Consider the following 17693-nt stretch of genomic DNA (forward strand, 5'->3'; position numbering starts at 1 on the left):
AGTCAGCGATGGCAGCAGTACAGAACGTCGGAATCGTCGGGGCGGGAGCCGCGGGACTGACCGCCGCCATCCTGCTGGCCGACGCGGGAATCCAGGTTGAAATCCTGGAGAAGGCCGATGCCCCGCAAACCCTTGGCTCTGGAATCACATTGCAGGGGAACGCCCTGCGGGTCCTCCGCCAGCTGGGCGTCTGGGAGCAAATCGAGGCGAAGGGCTACGCGTTCAGCACCCTCGGCCTGCGCGCCCCAGACCCCGCCGGCACCGTCATCGCCGTATTGGATGACATGCGGACCGGCGGCGACGACCTCCCAGCCACCCTGGGCATGTACCGCCCCGACCTCACCGCCATCCTCCGCGAGCGTGCCGGGCAGGCAGGCGCACGGATCAGCTACGGCAAGACGGTCACCGAAATAACGGACGACGGCGGTTCCGTCACCGTGAGCACCTCCGACGGCGGCACCGACCGCTACGACCTCCTGATCGGCGCCGACGGCCTGCACTCAGCTGTCCGCAAGGCCATCGGCATCGATGTTGAACCCCGGTCCACGGGCATGGGCATCTGGCGCGCGTTCGTGGAACGGCCGCAGGACGTGGTCCGCACCGACCTGACGTACGGAGGCCCTTGCTTTATTGCCGGCTACTGCCCCACCGGCCCTGACACCATCTATGCCTACCTCGTGGAAAGGGCCCAGGAGCGCAAACACGAGGACGGCCCGCGCATTATGGCCGAACTCGCCGCAGCCTACGGCGGCCCATGGAACGAGATCCGCGCCAACCTGGACCAGAGCGCCCGTATCAACTACACCTGGTTCACTACCCACCTGGTGGACGGGCCGTGGAACCGCGGCCGCACCGTCATCATCGGCGACGCCGCCCACAGCTGCCCGCCAACCATCGCGCAAGGTGCTGCCATGGCAATGGAAGACGCAGCCGTGCTGGCCGATCTCCTGATCGGCGCCGACGAGATCACCGAGACACTCTGGAAAGAGTTCACCGACCGCCGACTGGACCGGGCAAAAGCAGTGGTCGACGCCTCCGTCCAGCTGGGCCAGTGGATGCTCGACGGCGTCCGGGACGCCAACGTTCCGGGCCTCATGCATTCAGTCTCCAGCTTGGTTAGGGAGCCCGCATGAGCACCGGCCCTGCTGAAAAACCCACCGTGGACGTCCACGCCCACATCCTGCTTCCGGCCCTGCAGCAATTGGTGGCCGAAGCTGATCCCGAGGGCTTCGGCGCTCAACAGGCTCTGGAAGTCCGGCGCAACGGACCAGAGTCGATGGCCGCTTCGGGAAAAATGATCAAGGAGCGCTGGCCGCAGCTGACGGACCTGGACCGCCGTCTTGCGGACATGGACGCCCAAGGCGTGGACGTGCAGCTCGTCTCGCCGTCGCCGTCGCACTTCTACTATTTCGCCGCGGAAGAGCTGGCCCTGCAGGTTGCCAGGGCCGCCAACCAGGCGGTGCGGGAGTTCGTGGCCCGCGCCCCGGAACGGCTGAACGGCCTGGGCCTGGTCCCGCTGCAGCACCCTTCCTTGATGGTCGAAGCCCTGGAACACGCCATGCTGGAGTGCGGGTTGCTAGGCGTGGAAATCGGCTCGTTCGCCGCCACCCCCGCCGACCCGGAGCGCAGCACCGTTGAGCTGTCCGACCCCAGGCTGGAACCGTTCTGGAGCCGGGCCGAGGAGCTTGGTGCCCTGGTCTTCCTGCACCCGTTCGGCTGCTCGCTGGACGAGCGGCTGGACCGCTTCTACCTCGCCAACACCGTCTCCCAGCCCGCGGAAAACGCGGTGGCCCTGTCCCACCTGATCTTCAGCGGTGTCCTGGACCGGCACCCGAGCCTGTTGGTTCTGGCCGCGCACGGCGGCGGCTACCTTCCCACCAGCCTTGGCCGCTCCGATCACGCCTGGAGGGTCCGGCCGGAGGCACGCGGCTGTGCTGAGCCGCCGTCGTCGTATGTGAAGAAGCTGTTCTTCGACTCCCTGGTCCACAGCCCGGCTGAACTGCGGGCGCTCGTGGCCGCCGCTGGCCCGGGGCAGGTGCTGCTCGGCTCGGACTACCCGTTCGACATGGGCTCCGACCGCCCCGCGGCCGAGGTCATCGAGGCACAGCTTTCCGCCGAGGACGAGGCCAGGGTGCTGTCCGGCAACGCCGCTGCCCTCGGCATCACGCCCGCTTCCATCCTCGCCGCCCGCCGCACAGCCTAAGGAGGTTTTTATGGTCAAGATTGCTCGCTGGAACCACGACGGCGGGACGCAGTCCGGCTTCGTTGACGGCGGTAACTGCTATGCCCTGCCCACAGGCCAGACGGTTCAGACACTCCTGGAAGCAGGGCTCGAGGAGACCCTGGGTTTGGCCCGGCGGATCATCGGGTCTGGCCCGGCCGTTCCGCTGGCGGACGTGCAGCTGCTCGCCCCACTGGCGCCCGCCACCATTCGGGATTTTGTCGCGTTCGAGGAACACGTCGAAGGCGTGCGGAAGAGCATCGACGGCGTGGCCGGCGTGGTGCCCGAATGGTACGAGGCGCCCACCTTCTACTTCACCAACCCGCATACGGTGACCGGCACTGGCGAGGTGATTGGTATTCCGGCGGGTTGCGAGGATCTGGACTTTGAAACCGAAGTCGCCGCCGTCGTCGGGCGCGTCCCCGGAAGCGACGGCCGGAACCTGACTGCAGCGGAGGCGCACCGGCACATTTTCGGCTACACCGTCCTCAACGACTGGTCGGCGCGGGACCTGCAGCGCCGGGAGATGAGAGTCAGCCTGGGGCCGTGCAAGGGCAAAGACTTCGCCAATACGCTGGGGCCTTGGATTGTCACCGCGGATGAGTTCGAGGACCTGCACGACGCCGAGGGGTTCCTGCCGATCTCCATGGCCGTGGAAGTCAACGGGAATGCCATCGGCCAGGACCTGCTGTCCAATATGGGTTGGCCGTTCGCCGAGCTAGTGGCCTACGCCTCGCAGGACTCCGTGGTCCGGCCCGGCGATGTGTTGGGCTCCGGCACGTGCGGCAGCGGTTGCCTCGCGGAGCTCTGGGGACGGAACGGCGCGAAGACTCCCCCGCCGCTGAAGACGGGAGACGTGGTCCGCATGACGGTGGAAGGCATCGGGACTATAGAGAACACGGTAGGTGAACGCCGTAACGCCGGGACCCTGGTGCGTGCCCGGCAGCGTCCGCGCGACCGGGTCGCCTCTGCGGTTCCTTCCGGGACGTAGGGTGGTCTCCCTTCAGCTCGATGGCCGGACCGTGGTGGTCACCGGCGCTGGCCAGGGCCAGGGCGCTGCCGAAGCGCACATGCTGGTGGAGGCCGGGGCCCGCGTCATTGCCACAGACCTCGCAGTGGACATGCCGGCCGAGCTGGCCGCCGTGTCATCGTCTTCGGCCGGTGCGCTGGTGTACCGGCAGCTGGACGTCAGCGATGCCTCCGGCTGGTCCGAACTCGCTTCCTGGATCGAGTCCCATGGGTGGCAGGTGGACGGGTTGGTCAACAATGCAGGCATCACCCAACGGAGCCGGTTGCTGGATGCCTCTGTGGCTGACCTGCAGCGCGTCTATGAAGTCAATGTCGCCGGATGCCTGCTGGGGATCCAGGCGCTCGCACCGCTGATGGGCAGTGCCGCATCCATCGTCAATGTCGGTTCCGTCGCAGGCCTGACCGCGCACTATCCGGTGGCCTACACCGCCAGCAAGTGGGCACTGCGGGGCCTCTCGCAGGTGGCCGCCATGGAACTCGGCCCGCGGGGGATCCGCGTTAATACTGTCCATCCGGGCTTCATCGAAACGCCCATGACGGCGAGCGCTAAGCCGGAATTCAGGCAGGCCACCCTGGCCGAGACCCCGCTGGGCCGCACTGGAAGCGTGGAGGAAGTGGCCGGCGTCGTGCTGTTCCTCCTCAGCCCGCTCTCGTCCTTCGTGACCGGTGCCGAGATCCCGGTGGACGGCGGCCAGTCGGGCCACGGCGGAGCAAAGTCCGTCTCCGACGCCATGCGCTGACGCGGTGCACGATTCCAACTAGCCCGGCAGCACGGCCGACCAGCCGCCGTCGACCATCAGGTTGGCGCCCGTCACGTATGACGCTTCGTCGGAGGCCAGGAACAGCGCGCATTTGGCCACTTCTTCCGGCGTGCCGATCCGGCCCAACGGGATGCTGCCGGCGATGGACCGCATGGGGTGGTCGGCGGCCAGGAGGTTGCCCTCGGTCGCTGCGGTGCGGATCATTCCGGGGCTGACAGTATTGACGCGGAGTCCATGCGGAGCCCCTTCGGCCGCGAGCTGCCTGGTCATGGCCACCACGGCCCCCTTCGTGGCGGTGTGGGCCAGCCGGCCGTTGGTCATGGAACCGGTAACTCCTGCCGTGGATCCCACCAGCACAATGGCGGCGTCCCGCACCCGGATCAGTTGTGGCCAGAAGTATTTGACCGGCAGGAACACCACATCCATCTCGTGTTCGACATTCCACTTCCAGTCGGCAAACGTGAGCTGCTCCACCGGGGCGAAGCGGGTGACCGCCGCGTTGGCATACAGGATGTGCACCTGGCCGTGGTTTGCGGCTACATCCTGCGCCCATGCCGCCACAGCGGCCTCGTCTGTGAGGTCAACCCGGCGGCTGCTCATCCGGCCCCCGGCTGCGGTGACCTGGCGGACGGTGCCCGCGGCGCCGTCGTCGTCCATGTCACAGCCCACCACCACGGCGCCCGCCTCGGCGAAGGCGAGCGCCGCCGCCCTGCCTTGGCCGCTGGCCGTTCCGGTGATGACGGCGGTCTTGCCGTCGAGGCGCTGGCTGGAGACAGGCATGGGGGATCCCTTTCGAAAGTGCGTTTCTTCGACTTTCGCAGGGATGGTCCGGATGGGGAACGGCGCTTTGGTTCTAGGTGGTATCCGCCGCGTGGATAGTTACCGGGTGCGCGGTGATGGGGAAAAGTTCGTGCAACCGCGAACAGGCCCGCTGGACCACGGAACGCAGCCAAACGCTGGCAGGGTCCTCCGCCTGGGACGGGTGCCAGTACATCGCTTCCACGAGGGACGCTTCAGCGCCTTCGGAGAACCCCAGCACAACGATATCCGCGCCGCGCTGGGCCCGTGCTGCCAGCATCCCGGGGACGAGCGCCACGAGGTCTGTCCCTTCCACCAGGAGTGGCAGGGACAGGAACCCGGCCACCACAGCCGCCACGCGGCGCTGGATACCTCGCGATTCGAACAGCTTGTCCGCCGGGGTGCTGATTCCCTCACCGAAATAGCCGACGGCGTGGGGAACGGTGGCCAGGTCCTCCACGGTGAGCCGGGGCCGCTGGATCAGGGGATTTCCGGTGTCAGCCACAGCAACAAAGCTGTCCCGGAACAACTGCTTGCTGGCTCCCTGCATCTGGTATCCCGTGGGCCCGACGAGCAGGTCGATTTTTGAGTAGTCGGCCATCTGGCCCTGGATCCCGGACTTGGCTGTGGGAACGAAATCCACCGACACTCCGGGTGCCTCCTCGCGCAGGATCCCCCGCAGCGGCCCCACGATCAGGGCCGCCGCGTAGTCCGAGGCGGCGATAATGAACTCCCGCTCGCTCGTGCCGGCGTCGAAGCCGGACCGCACGCGCGTGGCCCGCTGGATGTGAAGCATGGCTTCATCAACCAGCGGGACCAGGGACTGCGCGAAGGGCGTGAGGTCATAGGCGCGGCCGTTCCGCACCAGGAGTTCGTCGTCGAAATGGCGCCGGAGCCTGGCCATTGCGGCGCTGGTGGCCGGCTGGCTGAGCTGGAGCCTCTCGGCTGCCCGGGAGATGTTCCGCAGTTCCAGCAGGACCTGCAGCTGGGGCAGCAGGTTGAGGTCCAGGTTCTTCATACCCACAGGTTATCCGTGCCTCGACGTCAGCCCGGCCACAGCTGGCGGGCGTCTGAGCCCCAACGAGCAGCTGACCTAGGCACTCTGCGAACCAAACTCCTCAGCAACCTTCCGGGCACCGCGGACGGCGATGGCCACGCTCATCAGCGTGGGATTCATGGCCGTTGCCGTCGGAATGAGCGCATTTCCGCCCACCACCAGATTGTCGTAGCCCCACACGCGTGACCAGGGATCCGCCACCGAGGTGCCGTCGTCGGTTTCACCCATGCGCATGGTGCCCTGGTAGTGCAGGCTCGAGCCGTTCGGCATGAGCCTGGGCTCGGCCACGAAGGCGCCAAGGGCCTTGCCGGCACGCCGCAGCCGCTCGGTTGCCTCGGCGATTTCCGCGTTTTCCCGTTCTGTGAGCGCATACTCGATTCTCATGTTGGGGAATCCCCGGTAGTCCGGCTCATTGTCGTCGAACGTGACGGCATCCTCGTAGCGCGGGTGCTTGCGCATGCCGTAGCCCATGTTGACGTAGCCCCAGCGGTTCTCGGAGTACGGGGTTCCCGGCTCCATTGGGAACGGCGTGGTCTCTGTGTACATCACCTGGACGGAGAAGGGGTGTTCCGGCTCTGAGAACGGGATGCGGTTGACCGCCGCGACGGGGTCTGCCGGGTTCAGTGCGCGCCGGGCCAGCTCGGCCTTAAGGTCCTCTTCGGTGGCGTACCGCCCCATCCTTTCGGCATCCAGCGCCACCGTGGAGATGACCACGGGATGCTCGGTCAGGTAGTGGCCGAGGGCCTGCGGCCGCACACCGGATGCCCAGAGGAGCTGCGGGGAGCGGAAGGCATCGGCGGCCACCACCACGATGTCTGCTGCCACGAATGACTTCTCCCCGGTGCGGAGGTCCTCGACGGTGACACCGGTGACCCGGTGTCCGTCCAGTTCCACGCGGCGGACCAGGGTGAGGTCACGGAGTTCGAACTGCTTCGAGAGCGGGCTGTCCTTGTCGATCAGCGGGCCGAGGACGACGTCGGCCCCCGCCCAGCGCACGGAGCCGTCGGGCTGCGGGTCCCCGGCAACCGGAAGGGTGCCCACGCCGTACCCTTCCGGCAGCTCCGCGCCGAACTCTTCATCGAGGAGGGCCCGAATGGCCTCACCAACGGCGGAGTCGGCAAACGCTGCGCTGTGGACGTGCAGCAGCTGCTTCGCGTCCTCAATCAGCCCGTCCCATTCGTCGTCCGCTATGAAGGGGACTTTTTCACTGAAGGCGGGCGACGGCGTCGCGCAGGTCCAGTGCGCACCCTGGCCGCCCACGTTGGTGGCCGCAGCCGCCGCGGGAAAACTCGGGGCATGGGCGGAGCCCGCGCCGCCGAAGTCCAGAAGGTGGGTTCCCTGGCGGGCGGTGAACATGCCCTCGGTGACTGTGGCTGCCGGGATGCCGAGCGACTCCCGGTGGGCCCCGGCCTGCGGCCCCTGCGACATTTCGCGCGCACGAGCCTTTTCGCCAGGGTCGGCAATGTTGCGGACGCTTTCGCCGGGAACCTCCGTCACCTGCGGTCCGGCTTCGAACATCACCACCCGCGCGTTCGGGACCTGCTCGAGGAGCACCCGCGCATAGGTGGAGCCGATGGGCCCGCTGCCGACGATGGCGATGGTTGGGTTGGACATGATGTCTCCTTTGAAATCAGGCCGAAAGGGATTCGGAAGTTGTTTGGGGGGCGGGAACGGGTTCGTCGGAGAGGCGCCCGTGCGGAAGCAGGACCGCCGCGACTATTCCCACTGCGTACGTGGCCGCCAAGGCAATAAAGATGGGGGCGAAGACTGAGCCGTAGATCTGAGCCACGCTGGCCTGGACTGCCGGAGCGGCCCCTTTGACCAGTTGCGGGGTCAGGGTGGAAGCGTCCAGGCCCGCCGGCAAAAGGGCCGCCACGCCGAAGCCGATCACCCCGCCGATAATCGCCGTCGCCACTGTTGAGCCCACCTGCCGCACCAGGTTGATCGTCGCGGTGATGGTGCCGGTCTGGCTGGCGGGAGCAGCTCCCTGGACCACAGTGACGATCAGGCTCATGAACGCGCCGGTGCCCATCCCAACAACGGCCATGACGATCATGGGAACCCGCAGCGGAAGCCCGGCGGGCAGCACCGCCATCACAAAGAGTCCGGCGGCCCCCAACGATGTTCCCAGGATGGGGAAGATCCGGTACCGCCCCGTCCTGCTGGCCAGCCATCCGGTCAGCAGGTTGCTGGTCAGCATGCCGAACACGGTTGCGATGGGCACGAGCCCGGACACGGTGGCGGTGGTCTGGTACGCCATTTGGACGTATGTGGGCAAATAGGCGGTGATGGAGAAGAGGCCGACGCCGATAATCGCCGAGAGTGCGGTGCCTGCCGCGATGGTCCGGTTGGCGAAGAAATGCAGGGGGACGATGGGTTCGGGTGCGCGGCGCTCAACAAAGTAAAAGGCAACAAAGCCCAGCATGCTGACCGCGAGCGCGGCAGCGGTGGCGGGGCCCGCGCTGCGTTCTGCGGCCCAGGTGGCGGCGAGGACTAGGGCCACCAGTGCAGCGGTAAATACAGCCGCCCCGGCAACATCGAAGTGGCGGGGCATGGGGCCAGGCTCCAGGTGGGGAACGGCAACCAGGGCAAGGGCCAGGGCTGCAGCGCCCACCGGGATGTTGATCCAGAAAACCCACTGCCATCCCCAGTAATCGGTGATGGCTCCGCCGAGAACGGGTCCAACCAGGACCGCGATGGGGAAAGCTGCGCCAATGATGGCCATGTAGCGCGGACGTTCCCGCTGCGAGGTGACCCTGGCGATGATGGTCTGCGACATCAGCTGCAGGCCCGCGGAGCTCATCCCCTGCAGGACGCGCGCGGCGATAAGCCAGGCCATGTCCTGCGAGAAGCCGCAGGCCAGGGAGGCCGCCAGGAACATCACCAGCGAACCGAGGAAGATCCGGCGGGCTCCCAGGACATCACCCAGTTTGCCGAGCACCGGCAGCAGCACTGTGCTCGCGAGGGTGTACCCCACAACAACCCAGCTCATGAGCTTCAGCGCGCCCAGCTCACCCGCAACCGTAGCCAGGGATGTGGACACCACGGTGTGGTCCAGGGCCCCGAGGAACGAAACCGTGAGCAGGGAGATAACAAGGAGACGGAGTCTCAAAGGTGAAAGTGGCATAGTGATCTACCCGAACGATCGGGCCGTCGACGCGACGTATTGTGCCTCCGGCGCACCATCACGACGGAGAACGGGTTCGCAAGGAACCCCGGCGCCGTTACTCATGCTACCGCACTTTAGTTTGAAAGCAACAAAAGAATGCGTGAATTAGACGCCTATGGCGGGCGCCCATTTATGTAGCAAGCACGGCGCGCGTGAGGGACATGTCCTCGAGCAGCTCAGGCAGGTCCGTTCCGGGCTGACCCGAAGACCGCGCCTCGATAGCCCGGCGCAGCGCCAGACGGGCTGATGATTCATAGCGCTCCGGAGCCCTTAGTGCCCCGTCCCCGGTGGACGTCTCCAGCCGCGTCAGCCCGGCCTGCTGGTCCACGGTGACTTCGGTTCGCACCTCGCCGAGGGCCAGCACCTGAAGCAGGCCGTCAGCGTGAAGGCCTGCTGCCGCCGTCGCCCCCAGGGTGACGGGTATTGCCCCGCCCGCGGATCCCCCTGAATCCAGCAGGGCAATCCTGGCTTGCGCCGTGGCACTGCACACCCGGAGCGTCAACGGGCCCCCGACCAGTGACCGGGCCCAGCCCAAGCCGTCGCGGATTACCGCTTCAAGACCTGCCGCGGGAGCAGCGCACTCGACGGTGACGATCCGGGCCGGCCCGCCTCGCCTGGCCCGGAGGGCATCGGCAACCACATCCGGGCGCAGCCGGGGACGCTCAACGATGACCGGGATGTCACCGGGCCACGGGTAGGCTCCGATTCCTTTCTGCGGGAGCGCAGCAGGGTCCGCAACCACCACGGCCGCCGCTCCCCTGGCCCGGGCGTCCAGCATGCCCTGCCACCAATCGCCGGATCCAGGCACCACAGCCACCGCCCCACTGACGTCTCTGGTGAGTGCAGCACTGACGGAAAGCTCGGCGACAGCCGCGACATAGGAGGGCAACACCGTGAAGATGCCGAGCCCTGGATCTGCCGAACTCATTGCGACACCCCTTCCAGAACCTTGGCTGCGGCAGCATCGGCCAGGTCGATTGCAAAGTGCGAGTCAGCCAGCAGCTCGTCGTACTCCACCGGGACCCCGCCTTCAAGGAGCGAGGCAAGCAGGCGCCACTCAGCCATATAGCCGTCTTCCGGATCCCGCCTGTACTCCGTCCACTGCCCGTCCATGCTTCGCACTCGGGTGGCCGCGCTTCCGGCATGGACAAAGGCTGGCGGGAAATTCACCTCGATGCGGTCGTGGGAGGTGGCGATATTCATCCTCCAGAGGGCATCCGGTCCTTCCGGAAGCATGGTAAGCGCCAACTGGACCAGGATTCCGCCGGCCCGATACCCCACAAGGTAGCCGACTGGCGGAGCGACCCTGGCGTAGACAACCTCGTCGATGCCTGGCGCGATGTCCCTCACGGCCGGGAGATCATGGATCGCAAGACCGGTCAGCAGCTGCCGCAGGACGCCGGCCGCAACCACAGGACTGTCGAGGTCCAGGCGTCCCCGCCGGGCGGCCTGGAAAGGGCCGCCCTCGGCGACCAGCCGGTGGTACCTGTCATTCGGCGGGAGCGCCAGCGTCACGGAGATCGCCTGTACCCGGCCCGCGAGGGCCACAAGATGATGCCTGGCCCGCCCCCACGCGGCGTCAAACAGGTGGTTCGTCCCCACCAGAAGGACCGTTCCCGCGAGCCGGCAGGCAGAGATGACTTCGTCGGCTTCTTCCCTGCTGGTGGCCAACGGCTTCTCGCAAAAGATGGCAGGCTTCCCCGCGGCTACAGCCGCCAGGATTTGGCGGGCATGTTCAGCGGGCGGGCTGCAGATGGCCACCAGGTGGACAGCCGGGTCCGCAAGCAGGTCCGCCTCCCCCACTGACCACCGGGCACCAAGCCTTTCGGCCAGGCCCTGGGCGCGCCCACTTCCCGCATCGGCAATGTGCACCACCTTGAACAGCTCCGCCAGGCGCCCCAGCACCGGCAGATGCAGGGCCGCGACGCCCGGCCCGGCCCCAAGAACTCCTATATTCCAAGGCATCGCTGCCCCCCTCTTTTGTCCTTATTATTCATAAGTACGGAAATATCCGGCTATAGTCGCGTTCAACCCCACCTTAGTCCCCCCTTATGTGTGAGAATTGTGATCATGACGACAGAGTCCACACTCCGCTTTGGAGCACAAACGGATGAAGTGACGAGCCTGCTGAGGATCGTCAACCTGGTGCGAACGGGCGAGGCGACAACGCGCCCTGAAATCGGCAAAGTCACCGGGCTGGGCAGGGGCGTTGTCAGCCAGCGTGTGGACCAGGCCATTGAGATCGGCTTTCTCGGGGATGGAGAATTCGGCGCCTCCTCCGGTGGCCGCGCACCCCGGACCCTTCGCTTCCGCGCGGAGCAGGGCCGGATCGTCATATGTGCCCTCGGAGCCGCTCATATAAGGGTTGGCGTCACTGCCCTGGACGGCGACATCCTGGCACACACGCACCGCACCTGGGATATCGCCCAGGGCCCCGAGAAGACCATTGACGCCGTGATGGCGCTCGTTGACGACGTGCTGAAAAAGGATCACCAAGTGCCCGTCTGGGGTGTGGTGGTGGGCCTCCCCGGCCCGGTTGACTTCGCCACGGGACAACCGGTGGCACCTCCGATCATGCCCGGGTGGAATGGATTCGATGTCCGCACACCCTTCGAGGACCGCTTTAACGCACCGGTGTGGGTGGATAACGACGTCAACCTGCTTGCCCTTGGTGAGCGCGCCCGGCGTCGCGAATCCCTCGCGAACCTCATCTATTGCAAGATCGGTTCCGGCATCGGTGCCGGCCTGCTGTCCCAGGGCAGGATCCACCGCGGCGCCAACGGCGCGGCCGGCGACATCGGCCATGTCCGGGTTTCCGACTCCCATGCCCAATGCCGCTGCGGCAAGATCGGCTGTCTCGAAGCGGTGGCCAGCGGCTGGGCCCTGGTCAGGGACGCGGAAGAGGCTGTCAGGGAAGGCACCCACAGCTCCCTGGCTCCGCTGGCAAAAAAGGGGACACTGACCCTCGAGGAGATCACCCTCGCGGCCCAGGCCGGGGACCCGCTGGCCATCACACTGATTCAAAAGTCGGCCCGGGTAGCGGGTGAGACCATTGCAGCCCTGGTGAACATGTTCAACCCCGGAATCATCGTCATCGGCGGGGCCATGGGATCGGCCGGCGAAGTATTCCTGGCCGAAGTGCGCCAGCGGGTCTACGAACTGTCCCTGCCGCTCGCCACCCGCGACCTCACCATCACCTTGTCCGTCAACGATGAGCGCGAACCCCTGCGCGGAGGAGCCGAGCTGGCGCGCGAGCAGCTGTTTGATGTCACCTTCCCGCGCTGGTTTGCTGACGGCAGGCCCTCACCGGAACGGCACGCCGTTCCCGCCTAGGGTCCACTGCGTGGCCTGGGCATAGCCCCTCAGGCCACGTCGCGGGAAACGCTGGGTACCGGCGCCCGGTCAAGCTCCAGCTGGGCCTCCAGATGGAACGGCAGGACCAGCGGAGAACCGGGACGCGCCTGAAGGTAGGGCACCAGCAGCTGGAAGTCGACGGCGATGGCGTGCACCCCGCGGGAAAGCTCGCGCCTGCCGGCCAGGACCAGCCTGTCCTGCACGAACCACCACCCGGACTCCGCCTGCAATGCGTCCGCACGCACGCGCCGGGCCCCCAGCACCACCGCCAACTCCCCTAGTGCCACCGGGATGCCGTCGAGCTCAACTGCGAGCTCAGCCACGCTGGGAAGGGGCATTGAGCGGATCCATGACAGGCCGAGCCGGAGTTCAAAGCCTTCCGGCGTGGCCGTCAGCGCATCTTCGCGCAAAGCGGTTTGCAACATGGCTGCCATCCTTTATCCTAAAAGTGACATAAGTTTGTCATTAACAAGCATAAATGGGAAGGCATCACATGGCCCCCGCACTTCCTGAGAACTGGACCCTGGGCGCCAGCTCGTTCAACTGGACTCCGGAGATCACGGCAGCCCGGCGGACAGCCGCGGACGTTGTGATTGGCATCGCGGATTCCGTGACGAAGACAATAGAGCTCGAACCTGGGCTGCTGTGGCGGTCCTTCCCCGCTCCGCAGGACGCCGAGGTGGACGAACTGCGGGATTCGCTGGCGGCAAGAGGGGGACGCGTCAGCATCGTTGGCGCCAGCCTCGACGACTTCACGTCCCCAACCGACCGCCGCTCGTTGCAGGAGCGCCTGGACTTCCTGGTCCCCCAGCTCAGCGCCGCCAGCCGAGTGGGTGCCCGCGGGATCCGGTTACCGATCGGACAGGCGGGCACGGAACTGCTCACGCTGCTGCAGCCGCTGCTGCATGAACTCGACCTGGTGCTCTACGAAGAAATCCAAGGGCAGCAGACTCCAAACAACCCTTCGGTGGCACCAGCACTGGATGCGATAGCCGGGCTGGCAGATGAGCGCGTGCGGGTACTCGTCGACATCAGCATGCTCATGCCGGCCCTTCCCGTCACCTACCTTCATGAGTTGCGGCGGGGCGGCGTACCTTCCGATCTTCTGGCGCGCCTGGAGAACGACTGGCGCGATCCCGCCACCCACGATGCTGTCACCGCCCTGCTCCGCGCAGGGAAGATTCCGCCGCGCATTCACACCCTCTTCATGAACCTGCTCATCCGCTTCGGCCGCAGTGACGCCGCAGACCTGCAGGGCATCCTCCCCCTGGTGGGCGCCTTCCATCTGAAGTTCTGGGATCTGGACGACGACGGCGGCCGGGTTTCCCAGCCGCTGCATGACCTCGGCAGCCTGCTGCGCGGGACCGGCTTCACGGGCACGCTGACCAGCGAGTGGGGCGGCCACGAGTGGCTGCAGGACGACCCAACAGAGATGACGCGGAGTCACCTGGCCCTGGCGGGGGCAGCCCTCGCGGAGCCAGCATTGGTGGAGCCGGCACCAGCGGCCCGGCCCGCCCTCTGACCGATATAAAAAGCTGACCGGATACAAGAAGCTCATGGCACAGGAAAGGCCGGCCCCGCGGGGCCGGCCTCACTTGTCTGCGAATTATTTCGTGCTGAATGCGGCGTCGAAAGCTGCGGCGGAGGGTTCATAGCCGGAGAGCAGGCGCACGAAAGCCAGCGCCTCGGGGGCGCCCTTCAGCCGGTCCATTCCGGCGTCCTCCCACTCCACGGACAGCGGCCCGCGGTAGTCGATGGCATTCAGCATCCGGAACGCATCCTCCCACGGCACGTCGCCGTGGCCGGTGGAGATGAAGTCCCAGCCGCGGCGAGGATCAGCCCAGGGCAAATGGGAGGACAGCCGGCCGTTGCGCCCGTTGGACAGGCGCTTCTTCGTGTCCTTGCAGTGCACATGGTAGATCCGGTCCTTGAAGTCCCACAGGAACCCCACAGGGTCGATGTCCTGCCACACCATGTGGCTCGGGTCCCAGTTCAGGCCAAAGGCCTCGCGGTGCCCGATCGCCTCGAGGGCGCGCTGCGTTGTCCAGTAGTCGTAGGCGATCTCTGACGGGTGCACCTCATGGGCGAACCGGACGCCCACCTCGTCAAAGACATCGAGGATGGGGTTCCACCGGTCGGCAAAATCCTGGTAGCCGGCGTCGACCATCTTTTCGGAGGCGGGCGGGAACATCGCCACGTACTTCCAGATGGACGATCCCGTAAAGCCGGTCACCGTTTTCACGCCCAGCTTTGCGGCGAGCCGTGCAGTGTTTTTTAGTTCCTCGGCGGCACGACGGCGGACCCCTTCAGGATCGCCGTCGCCCCATACGACGTCCGGCAGGATGCCGCGGTGCCGTTCGTCGATCGGGTCGTCGCAGACGGCCTGGCCCTTGAGGTGGTTGGAGATGGTCCACACTTTGAGGCCGTGGCGTTCAAGAATGTCCAGCTTGCCCTGCACATAGGCGTCGTCGTCCCAGCGCCAGGGATCCAGGTGGTCACCCCAGCAGGCGATCTCCAGCCCGTCGTAGCCCCACTCGCCGGCGAGCCGAGCCACCTCCTCGAACGGCAGGTCGGCCCACTGGCCGGTGAACAAGGTAATTGGTCGTGCCACGTATTTCCCCTCCTCAACTGGCCGGCACGGGAACGCCGGCAGCGACCCGTGTCCAGACGGAATCATTTTCGGAACTGCGCTCAACAGCGTCGAGCACCCGCTGCACCCTCAGCCCGTCGGCGAACGACGAATGCGGGACGGTGCCGCCCACGATGCCCTCCACGAGGTCCTTGACCTGGTGGGAGAACCCGTGCTCGTAACCGAGCATGTGCCCTGCCGGCCACCACGCCGAAACGTAGGGATGCTCCGCTTCCGTGACCAGGATCTTCCGGAAGCCCTGGCGGTCCGCAGGGGCCGTGCGGTCGTAGAACTGGACGCTGTTGAGGTCCTCCAGGTCGAAGGCCAAGGCGCCCTTGTCCCCGGAAACCTCAATCTGCAGCGCGTTCTTCCGGCCGGTGGCAAACCGGGTGGCCTCGAACGACGCCAGCGCGCCGGATTCGAAGCGGCCCGTGAAGATGGCGATATCGTCCACCGTCACCTGGCCGGAGCCGACGCCGGCAGCGCCGGAAAGCCCGGTATCGGAAGGTCCGGAGCCTGAAGTGGGGCCCTTCAAAAGAGGCCGCTCCTTCACGATGGTGTCGATAACGCCGGACACCTTCTCCAGGTTCAGGCCGGTGACGAACTGGGCCAGGTCGATGGCGTGGGCACCGATATCCCCCAGGGCCCCCGAGCCGGCGTGTTCCTTCTGCAGACGCCACGCCAGCGGCATCTCCGGGTCCACCAGCCAGTCCTGCCGGTAGGAGGCACGCACCTGGTTGATCGTGCCGACGGCGCCTTCGGCGATGAGGTTGCGGAGGAAGGTGACGGCCGGAACGCGGCGGTAGGTGAAACCGACCATTGCCTGGATGCCCCGGGCAGCCGCCCGTTCGGCAGCTTCGGCCATCGCTTCGGCTTCCGCCACCGAGTTGGCGAGTGGTTTTTCGCACAAAACGTGCTTACCGGCCTCCAGCGCGGCGATCGCGATTTCGGCGTGGGAGTCGCCGGGGGTGACGATATCGACGACGTCGATATCGTCACGGGCGATCACGTCCCGCCAGTCTGTTGCTGACTCGGCCCAGCCCCACTTGCTGGCAGCGGCGGCGACCGCTTCAGCGTTACGGCCGACGATAACCGCCATTTCCGGCTCGACAGGCAGGCCGAATACCCGCGGCGCCGTCCGCCAGCCTTGGGAGTGGGCAGCACCCATGAAGCCATAACCGATCATGGCCACGCGCAGGGTTTTCATGCGAGCACCACCGTCCGTTCAACCGCGACGCGGTTGCCCACGTAGCGCATCGGCGCGATCTGCATATACAGCAGGCGCAGGGTGAGAATGACCTCGACGTCGATCTCCTCGCCGGCGTCGGGGACGCGGTCCAGCGGGATGATCACGTCGGGCTTGTCTGCGACGAACCACAGGGTTTCCCATTGCTCCGGGAGTTCAGCTATGGAGTAGGACTTGTCCTGCAATTCGAAGCGGAGGGACTCCTTGGGAATCTCCACGCCATTGACCGTTGCAACGACGTCGTCAACGGCGGACAGCCAGAGGCTGCGGTACCAGGGCAGCTGCACCGATACGGCAATCCCCTCGGGGTGCCTGCGGACGTCGGTGTCCTGGAACAGGGAATTGTGAGTTGCCATGGCTTTCCTTACTTAACAGTCTCGACCAGGGTCGCGTGGGAGTCGGATGCATTTGGATCAGCGGCTTCTTCGATGGCATGCCGCATCAGCGTGTGCTGCTTCTTGACGAGGTCGATCGGATCGGATTCGCCCAGGTCGGCGAACGCGTGGCCCTCCCACTCGCTGGACAGGTAGCCCTGGTAGCCGCCCTTGACGAACTGGCGCACAATGCGGGGAATGTCCATCGCGGGTTCATTGCCGTGTTCGTCGATGTCGTAGAACTTCGCGTGGACATGGAAGATCTGCGGCATGATATCCAGCCATTCCTCCGGCGGAACCAGTCCGTGCATGTTGAACGCCAGCCGGGTGAAGGGACCAAGGCGCGCGGGGTCGAAGTTGTTGGCGTTCAGGTAGTCCTCGAACTCCTGGTTGCGCTCCTGCATCGGCAACGGCTTGCGCCAGATGTCCTGCATGACGGCAAAGTGCTCCTCGGGCAGCCCCATTTGCGTCAACGTGCGGAAGAGGGTCGGGGAAAGGCTGTGCATCGTCGAGCTGAAGTCTGCGGTGAAACCGAGCCGGTCGCTTCCCAGTTCCTCGTACATCTCGCGGATCTGCAGGATCTTGGGATCGTTCGGCCCCTGCGGCGCGTGAATTTCGTAGCCGAGCTTCTGGTCGTACTTCTCGGCCAGGGGAAGCAGCCGGCGGAGCAATTCCTTGCCCGCGGAGCGGATCACCACGCGGTGGAATCCAAGCTTGTTGGCCGTGTGCAGCTGCGCGGCGAAGAAGTCGTACTCCTCATCGGGTGTCATGTCCCGGTCCTTGCGGCGGCCCATGTCCAGGTTGGTGCCCACTGCGCTGGGGGTCAGGCCGTAGCGGTCCATGCTGTCGCGCCACAGGCGGACGAAGTCGTCGTCGACGTCCGGGTAGGTGCGCAGCATCTGGGCGATGTTGAACTCAACCCCCGGGCCGAGGCCTTCATCTGCAACAGCTTTGATCAGCGTCTCAGGGGTGTAGAGCCCGGCGGCGAACTCGGAGGTGAGCGAATAGAGGGTAATGCCAAGCTCGATGCCCGAGCCTGCGATGCCTTCTGACAT

The 17693-nt window shown here is 66.2% G+C and carries 17 protein-coding genes; 6 read left to right on the forward strand and 11 right to left on the reverse strand.

Features of this window, described 5'->3' with window-relative positions; all coding sequences use genetic code 11:
* Positions 1–8 precede the first annotated feature (8 nt).
* From AC1DKN_RS12490 to AC1DKN_RS12505, 4 genes are read left to right on the forward strand one after another with little or no spacing between them, the layout of a single operon-like run.
* Positions 9–1133, forward strand: a complete 1125-nt coding sequence (locus AC1DKN_RS12490) for an FAD-dependent monooxygenase (protein ID WP_476871428.1) — start codon at positions 9–11, stop codon at positions 1131–1133.
* The gene (locus AC1DKN_RS12495) at positions 1130–2203 is read left to right on the forward strand and encodes an amidohydrolase family protein (protein ID WP_476871429.1); all 1074 of its coding nucleotides are present in this window, start codon (positions 1130–1132) and stop codon (positions 2201–2203) included. Before AC1DKN_RS12490 ends, AC1DKN_RS12495 begins: the two co-directional genes overlap by 4 nt.
* Before the next feature lie 10 nt (positions 2204–2213).
* Positions 2214–3212, forward strand: a complete 999-nt coding sequence (locus tag AC1DKN_RS12500) for a fumarylacetoacetate hydrolase family protein (RefSeq protein WP_476871430.1) — start codon at positions 2214–2216, stop codon at positions 3210–3212.
* 1 nt (position 3213) lies between these two features.
* Positions 3214–3990 (forward strand): SDR family NAD(P)-dependent oxidoreductase, encoded by a 777-nt coding sequence (locus AC1DKN_RS12505; RefSeq protein ID WP_476871431.1) that lies wholly within the window; start codon positions 3214–3216, stop codon positions 3988–3990.
* Positions 3991–4008: 18 nt separating this feature from the next.
* On the opposite strand, the gene AC1DKN_RS12510 is transcribed toward AC1DKN_RS12505, so the two are convergent.
* The 6 genes from AC1DKN_RS12510 to AC1DKN_RS12535 all read right to left on the reverse strand — a co-directional run bounded on the left by AC1DKN_RS12510 (position 4009) and on the right by AC1DKN_RS12535 (position 11000).
* The gene (locus AC1DKN_RS12510) at positions 4009–4791 is read right to left on the reverse strand and encodes an SDR family NAD(P)-dependent oxidoreductase (protein ID WP_476871432.1); all 783 of its coding nucleotides are present in this window, start codon (positions 4789–4791) and stop codon (positions 4009–4011) included.
* A 73-nt stretch (positions 4792–4864) separates the two neighbouring features.
* Positions 4865–5827 (reverse strand): LysR family transcriptional regulator, encoded by a 963-nt coding sequence (locus AC1DKN_RS12515; protein ID WP_476871433.1) that lies wholly within the window; start codon positions 5825–5827, stop codon positions 4865–4867.
* Positions 5828–5902: 75 nt separating this feature from the next.
* On the reverse strand, positions 5903–7480 hold the full coding sequence (locus tag AC1DKN_RS12520; protein WP_476871434.1) for a GMC oxidoreductase: 1578 nt from the start codon (positions 7478–7480) through the stop codon (positions 5903–5905).
* 16 nt (positions 7481–7496) lie between these two features.
* Positions 7497–8978: an MFS transporter gene (locus tag AC1DKN_RS12525; RefSeq protein WP_476871435.1), complete on the reverse strand. Its 1482-nt coding sequence runs from the start codon at positions 8976–8978 to the stop codon at positions 7497–7499.
* Between the two features lie 187 nt (positions 8979–9165).
* Positions 9166–9963, reverse strand: coding sequence for a hypothetical protein (locus tag AC1DKN_RS12530; protein WP_476871436.1), 798 nt, complete (start codon positions 9961–9963; stop codon positions 9166–9168).
* Complete coding sequence (locus AC1DKN_RS12535; RefSeq protein ID WP_476871437.1) at positions 9960–11000, reverse strand: Gfo/Idh/MocA family protein; 1041 nt, start codon at positions 10998–11000, stop codon at positions 9960–9962. Before AC1DKN_RS12535 ends, AC1DKN_RS12530 begins: the two co-directional genes overlap by 4 nt.
* A gap of 105 nt (positions 11001–11105) precedes the next feature.
* Here AC1DKN_RS12535 and AC1DKN_RS12540 point away from each other — a divergent pair, with 105 nt between their 5' ends.
* Positions 11106–12368: an ROK family protein gene (locus AC1DKN_RS12540; RefSeq protein WP_476849715.1), complete on the forward strand. Its 1263-nt coding sequence runs from the start codon at positions 11106–11108 to the stop codon at positions 12366–12368.
* Between the two features lie 29 nt (positions 12369–12397).
* Here AC1DKN_RS12540 and AC1DKN_RS12545 read toward each other — a convergent pair whose 3' ends face one another.
* Positions 12398–12814, reverse strand: coding sequence for a hypothetical protein (locus AC1DKN_RS12545; RefSeq protein WP_476871438.1), 417 nt, complete (start codon positions 12812–12814; stop codon positions 12398–12400).
* Between the two features lie 68 nt (positions 12815–12882).
* Between AC1DKN_RS12545 and AC1DKN_RS12550 the strand changes: the two genes are divergently transcribed.
* A complete protein-coding gene (locus AC1DKN_RS12550) occupies positions 12883–13911 on the forward strand; it encodes a restriction endonuclease subunit R (RefSeq protein WP_476871439.1) in 1029 nt (342 codons plus the stop codon).
* Positions 13912–13995: 84 nt separating this feature from the next.
* On the opposite strand, the gene AC1DKN_RS12555 is transcribed toward AC1DKN_RS12550, so the two are convergent.
* The 4 genes from AC1DKN_RS12555 to AC1DKN_RS12570 are packed head-to-tail and all read right to left on the reverse strand — an operon-like array spanning position 13996 to position 17693.
* Complete coding sequence (locus AC1DKN_RS12555) at positions 13996–15000, reverse strand: sugar phosphate isomerase/epimerase family protein (protein WP_476871440.1); 1005 nt, start codon at positions 14998–15000, stop codon at positions 13996–13998.
* A gap of 13 nt (positions 15001–15013) precedes the next feature.
* Positions 15014–16225 (reverse strand): Gfo/Idh/MocA family protein, encoded by a 1212-nt coding sequence (locus AC1DKN_RS12560; RefSeq protein WP_476871441.1) that lies wholly within the window; start codon positions 16223–16225, stop codon positions 15014–15016.
* Entirely contained in the window at positions 16222–16620 is a 399-nt protein-coding gene (locus tag AC1DKN_RS12565) for a C-glycoside deglycosidase beta subunit domain-containing protein (RefSeq protein WP_223913478.1), read from the reverse strand. Before AC1DKN_RS12565 ends, AC1DKN_RS12560 begins: the two co-directional genes overlap by 4 nt.
* An 8-nt stretch (positions 16621–16628) precedes the next feature.
* Positions 16629–17693 carry a sugar phosphate isomerase/epimerase family protein gene (locus AC1DKN_RS12570; protein ID WP_476849720.1) on the reverse strand — a complete coding sequence of 355 codons (1065 nt, stop codon included), beginning with the start codon at positions 17691–17693 and terminating at the stop codon, positions 16629–16631.

The sequence above is a fragment of the Arthrobacter sp. 01N444 genome (assembly GCF_056399305.1).

Excerpts from the sequence above, each read along its gene's own strand:
- AC1DKN_RS12500 (WP_476871430.1), top strand. The coding sequence starts at position 2,214 with ATGGTCAAGATTGCTCGCTGGAACCACGACGGCGGGACGCAGTCCGGC.
- AC1DKN_RS12515 (WP_476871433.1), bottom strand. The coding sequence starts at position 5,827 with ATGAAGAACCTGGACCTCAACCTGCTGCCCCAGCTGCAGGTCCTGCTG.
- AC1DKN_RS12530 (WP_476871436.1), bottom strand. The coding sequence starts at position 9,963 with ATGAGTTCGGCAGATCCAGGGCTCGGCATCTTCACGGTGTTGCCCTCC.
- AC1DKN_RS12495 (WP_476871429.1), top strand. The coding sequence starts at position 1,130 with ATGAGCACCGGCCCTGCTGAAAAACCCACCGTGGACGTCCACGCCCAC.
- AC1DKN_RS12565 (WP_223913478.1), bottom strand. The coding sequence starts at position 16,620 with ATGGCAACTCACAATTCCCTGTTCCAGGACACCGACGTCCGCAGGCAC.
- AC1DKN_RS12560 (WP_476871441.1), bottom strand. The coding sequence starts at position 16,225 with ATGAAAACCCTGCGCGTGGCCATGATCGGTTATGGCTTCATGGGTGCT.
- AC1DKN_RS12545 (WP_476871438.1), bottom strand. The coding sequence starts at position 12,814 with ATGTTGCAAACCGCTTTGCGCGAAGATGCGCTGACGGCCACGCCGGAA.
- AC1DKN_RS12535 (WP_476871437.1), bottom strand. The coding sequence starts at position 11,000 with ATGCCTTGGAATATAGGAGTTCTTGGGGCCGGGCCGGGCGTCGCGGCC.
- AC1DKN_RS12540 (WP_476849715.1), top strand. The coding sequence starts at position 11,106 with ATGACGACAGAGTCCACACTCCGCTTTGGAGCACAAACGGATGAAGTG.
- AC1DKN_RS12490 (WP_476871428.1), top strand. The coding sequence starts at position 9 with ATGGCAGCAGTACAGAACGTCGGAATCGTCGGGGCGGGAGCCGCGGGA.
- AC1DKN_RS12570 (WP_476849720.1), bottom strand. The coding sequence starts at position 17,693 with ATGTCAGAAGGCATCGCAGGCTCGGGCATCGAGCTTGGCATTACCCTC.
- AC1DKN_RS12520 (WP_476871434.1), bottom strand. The coding sequence starts at position 7,480 with ATGTCCAACCCAACCATCGCCATCGTCGGCAGCGGGCCCATCGGCTCC.
- AC1DKN_RS12510 (WP_476871432.1), bottom strand. The coding sequence starts at position 4,791 with ATGCCTGTCTCCAGCCAGCGCCTCGACGGCAAGACCGCCGTCATCACC.
- AC1DKN_RS12550 (WP_476871439.1), top strand. The coding sequence starts at position 12,883 with ATGGCCCCCGCACTTCCTGAGAACTGGACCCTGGGCGCCAGCTCGTTC.